This window comes from Arthrospira sp. PCC 8006, from assembly GCF_046480465.1.
Lineage (GTDB): Bacteria > Cyanobacteriota > Cyanobacteriia > Cyanobacteriales > Microcoleaceae > Limnospira > Limnospira platensis.
Genome location: NZ_PKGG01000323.1, coordinates 1 through 4284, shown reverse-complemented (window position 1 = coordinate 4284; position 4284 = coordinate 1). Strand labels below are relative to the sequence as shown.

4 protein-coding genes are annotated in these 4284 nt (G+C 44.5%); 1 reads left to right on the top strand and 3 read right to left on the bottom strand.

Going from position 1 to position 4284, the window contains the following annotated elements; all coding sequences use genetic code 11:
- Window positions 1–1612: 1612 nt before the first annotated feature.
- Window positions 1613–2719: a sensor histidine kinase gene (locus B9T16_RS26430; RefSeq protein WP_006616179.1), complete on the top strand. Its 1107-nt coding sequence runs from the start codon at window positions 1613–1615 to the stop codon at window positions 2717–2719.
- An 88-nt stretch (window positions 2720–2807) separates the two neighbouring features.
- Here B9T16_RS26430 and rpsU read toward each other — a convergent pair whose 3' ends face one another.
- The 3 genes from rpsU to B9T16_RS26415 form a co-directional block, all read right to left on the bottom strand.
- Entirely contained in the window at window positions 2808–3005 is a 198-nt protein-coding gene (gene rpsU / locus B9T16_RS26425) for a 30S ribosomal protein S21 (protein WP_006616180.1), read from the bottom strand.
- Between the two features lie 139 nt (window positions 3006–3144).
- Window positions 3145–3345, bottom strand: coding sequence for a hypothetical protein (locus B9T16_RS26420; protein ID WP_006669199.1), 201 nt, complete (start codon window positions 3343–3345; stop codon window positions 3145–3147).
- 321 nt (window positions 3346–3666) lie between these two features.
- On the bottom strand, window positions 3667–3993 hold the full coding sequence (locus tag B9T16_RS26415; RefSeq protein WP_014276579.1) for a hypothetical protein: 327 nt from the start codon (window positions 3991–3993) through the stop codon (window positions 3667–3669).
- Window positions 3994–4284: the final 291 nt, after the last annotated feature.

Sequence of the window (4284 nt, the reverse complement as noted above, 5' to 3'; positions counted from 1 at the left end):
TACTTCACGCCTTCCGTTCCCCGCTTCAATCCTGGGGTTATGATTCCCAAAACTGGGGGTGGCTATCGCCATTACCCTCATCTCCATTCCATTTATTCCTGTTCGGTTTCCCGATTTCTTTCCGGTTCGGTTTTCCGTCCCTTCAATTATTAAGAAATGTAAATAATTATTACGGAGTGTGTTGACCTTGGGTTCCCTGCCTTATTTGTATATTTCTATACAAATGTTGGGACATATAAACAGTTATGGGGATGGTCAGGAGTGCGCTCCTTATATTCAACCAAGGGGTTGAAATACCCATCAGGCAGTTATTTCGGGTATTGCAACCCTATTTCATGCCTGAACGTCTCGCACTTTTACCTTGATTATCTTGGGGGGCGGGTTTATTAAGCTGACTGTTGGGAAGCATGGCTGACTGTGGAACCCGCCCCTACAACCGCACTGCTAAGAGCCGGGCATAGTATGATTTCACCAATAGACGTTGCCACCTTCTTACCTTTGCGTCCTGTCCCGATTTAGCTGCTTGAAATATCCTCTTTTGGAGCTTAAAGACGTACCGCTGAACCTTAGCCCAGTTGATACTTCTCCATACAAACGCACGTCTTGGTAAGTTCTCGTTTTCCGAATCCTTTACCGTCTCTCGATTTCGTCATTTTGACTCCTACTAGACTCTATTTATTCATACAATCAAACCGTAACCTGTCAGCGTATCCCTACCATTACAGTCGGGCGTTGGCTTCTGGCCACATCTCACATCCTCTAGGACTTGCGGTTACACTTATCCCTACTGATATCTCGACCAGATAATCAGAGTCCAGGATGACTTAAAACGTTCCGTTTATACGGGCATTCCATCTTTAGATTTGTCCTATCCACCGGGGTACTTTTCAAGGTCTGTGTGGGTGTTCATCTCAAAACCCTACTTTTCCCCTTGCTCTTTTTGATCGCAGCGTATCAACCTATTTCGCTACTTACTCTTTACGGCGGTTCAAGCCAGACATTCGGTTTCCCTAATCATGGATGGTTGGCAGTGGTCTCGGTTCTGGTGTTGGGTTACACCTTGGAGCCTTCCGTTCCCCGCTTCAATCTGACGGGTTGTGAGTCCTAAAACTGGGGGTGGCTATCGCCGTTATCCTCACCTTTTGTCGTAACTTTTCCGTTATGTTAAGAATTGTTACGTTTTGTTACAAAGTATGTTGACCTTGGAGTCCCTGCCTTTATTTGGTATCGTGTGATACAAATATTCGGGACATATAAACAGTTATGGGGATGTTCAGGAGTGAGTTCCTTATATTCAATTAAGGGGGTGAAGTCCCCACCAGGCGGTTATTTCGGGTGTCTCAACCCTATTTCATGCCTGAACGTCTCGCACGTATTACCAGAGCATACCACAAAGGGAACACAGTTTCCGTGGCCGCGCTCAAGGCTGCCAGGAATGCCACCTCCAGAAAGCTGCCTGAGACTTTGTTTAAGGCTCTCTGGGATATGCGATAATCCTACTTTAAAGGTTTCCTTATAAAGGCCCCGCTGATTTGTTGGTCAAGCGGGGCTTTTTACTGTTGAAAGTTTGAGTGTAGGATAGAAATTATCAGATCATACATACCCAGAACTAATGGCAAAGGTAGATTTGCGATCGCGCCTATTTTTATCCCACCTCCTGGTTATGCTGATTGGGGTCACATCCCTGGTGATCATCGGCAAAATTTCCTCTCCTCGGTTCTTTGTCCGTAGTTTGGAACAACTAGAAGGTCCTGGCTTTCGCTTACAATATGTAAGAACTCGCCTAGTAGAAGGCTTTGAAATTGCTTGGAATCGTAGCACTTTTTGGTCTGTTTTAGCCGGAACAACTGCTGCTGTCTGTTTAAGTTATTGGGTGACTAAACGCATTACTCAGCCTCTCACCGAGATGGAAGAAATTACCCATAAATTTGCCAAGGGTAATCTCTCAGAAAGGATGTCATCTAGTGAAATTCATGAATTAAATCAACTGGCGATGAGTTTTAATCAGATGGCTAGTAGTCTTCAAGATGTTGAACAAAAACGGCGGGAATTAATTAGTGACTTGACCCATGAATTGCGAACTCCGATCACTGTAGTTCGCGGATACTTAGAAGAAATGGCCGAAGGCAGAATTTCGCCATCACCAGATATTTATCAGCAGTTAACCAAGGAAACTAAACGCCTGGAAAGGCTGATAAATAACTTACAAGAACTCTCTAAGGTTGAATCTGGATATTTACCCATTAACCCCCAACCTTTAGCATTACGGCCTTTATTAGAGTCTTTAGTGCAGCGTTTTTCTGATCAACTTCTGGAAGAAGGACCGATGTTAGAATTAGATTTTTCTGAAGAATTACCCCTGGCTTTAGCTGATGTCGATCGCACTGAACAAATTTTAGTTAATTTATTAGGAAATGCCATCAGATACACCAAACATGGTCTAATTAAAATAGAAGTTTATACTCATGGTGGTTACTTGTTTGTGGATGTCAGCGATACCGGAATTGGTATTTCTGAGGCAGATTTACCCCATGTTTTTGAAAGATTTTGGCGTGCTGATAGATCGCGATCGCGCAATTATGGAGGTACCGGAATTGGTTTAGCTATTACCCGGCGTTTGGTGGAACTTCAAGGCGGCGAAATTTTCGTTAGTAGTCAGTTAGGCAAAGGTAGCACCTTCACATTTTCCTTACCAATACCCAGTTCCCAAATTATCTAATAACCAAAAAACCGCAGCCACCCCCACTCTAGTCCAATAGAACTAGAATAGGAGTTTTGTTCGCGGTTATATCGGGTTATGAAGCGCTTTAGAACATCCGCTTTTTACGGAAAGCTCGTCTCTGACGCTGATTAGCGATCGCCTTGCGCTTGCGTTTTTCTGGAGGGGTTTCAAAGTGACGTTTTTTGCGAACATCAGCCAGGATGCCAGCTTTAGACACTTCTCGCTTAAATCTACGCAGTGCGGATTCTAATTGTTCGTTTTCACCCAGAATAACTTGGGTCATGTTTTATCCTTCACCTCTCTAAAAAATAATAACTTTACTTGAGGTCTTCCCGTCTCCTCCTATATGAAAGATACTTGAGAAGACATGAACGCGACCACGAGCGATTGCTACGCAATAGAACCGTAGTTTCCCAATCCTGCTACCAGACTGGAAAGCGGCGTTCTCGCCAACTGCCAGGAAGTTTCACCTTAGCAGTTGCCCAGGCCATTTCTGGCTGTAGGCTGAAGCTCAATAAACAACACTGTCCTCTGAAAAATCCGATTGGTGCTATTCGGAATAAGTGAACCCGTCGCACACAACCTAGATTTAAGGAAGCGCCTTGTTTTAGGCCATTCGCCATTATAGCCCAACTCAACCCAATTCGTCTATCCCAGTGACCGAATAATTACCAAACCGAGCTATCGAGCCACTCTAGACAGAACCCCCATAGCGATGGTTGACAGCAACAACACCCAGATTATCAATCCAGGGATAAACCCCAGAACCCCTAACCCCCTAAGAACCCAAACCAGCAAAGTTAACCCAATCAAGATCCCAAATAACACAGAAAAGAAACGCTGCTCGATTCTTTGATATGGAGCCACAAACACCCCTCCATTCAACTTTAACCAGGAACCCATCTCCCCACAGCACAAACCGTGAGGAGTACTCTCACCTAATCTTAGATCGCGAAAGTGATGAAATCATCCTCAGTTAAAGCTGCCGCTTGTACCCCTTCCCAAATCACCAACTCTTCCGTATCTAGGGTAATCACCGCCGACGAGACATTTTGAGTAATACTCAATTGCTCAAAGCGCAAACCACCACCGAGAACAATCAGGTCTTCCCCAGAGACAAAATCAGCAATAGTATCCGTGGCGTCATTAGCAAAAATCACAAAGCGATCGCGTCCTGGGCCACCAATCAGAGAATCATTACCCTCATCTCCAAACAACACATCATCACCATCACCACCGAAAATAGTGTCATTACCCGCACCACCGTACAAAGTATCATCACCGTGCGAAACGTTTGGGAGACCAAATAAGGCTGCAATGCCCGAAATAACCTCCCAGTGGGATTTATACCCCTTGGTAGAATATAAGGAATAGTGCGAGACGTTTAGGAATCAAATAAGGCTGCAATGCCTGAAATAACTTCCTAGTGGGACTTTCACCCCTTGGTGAAATATAAGGAACTCGTACCCTGACCATCCCACAACTGTTTATATGTCCCAAAGTTTGGTATAGAAATATACAAAACAAGGCAGGGAACTCAAGGTCAAAACGCAAAATCGGAA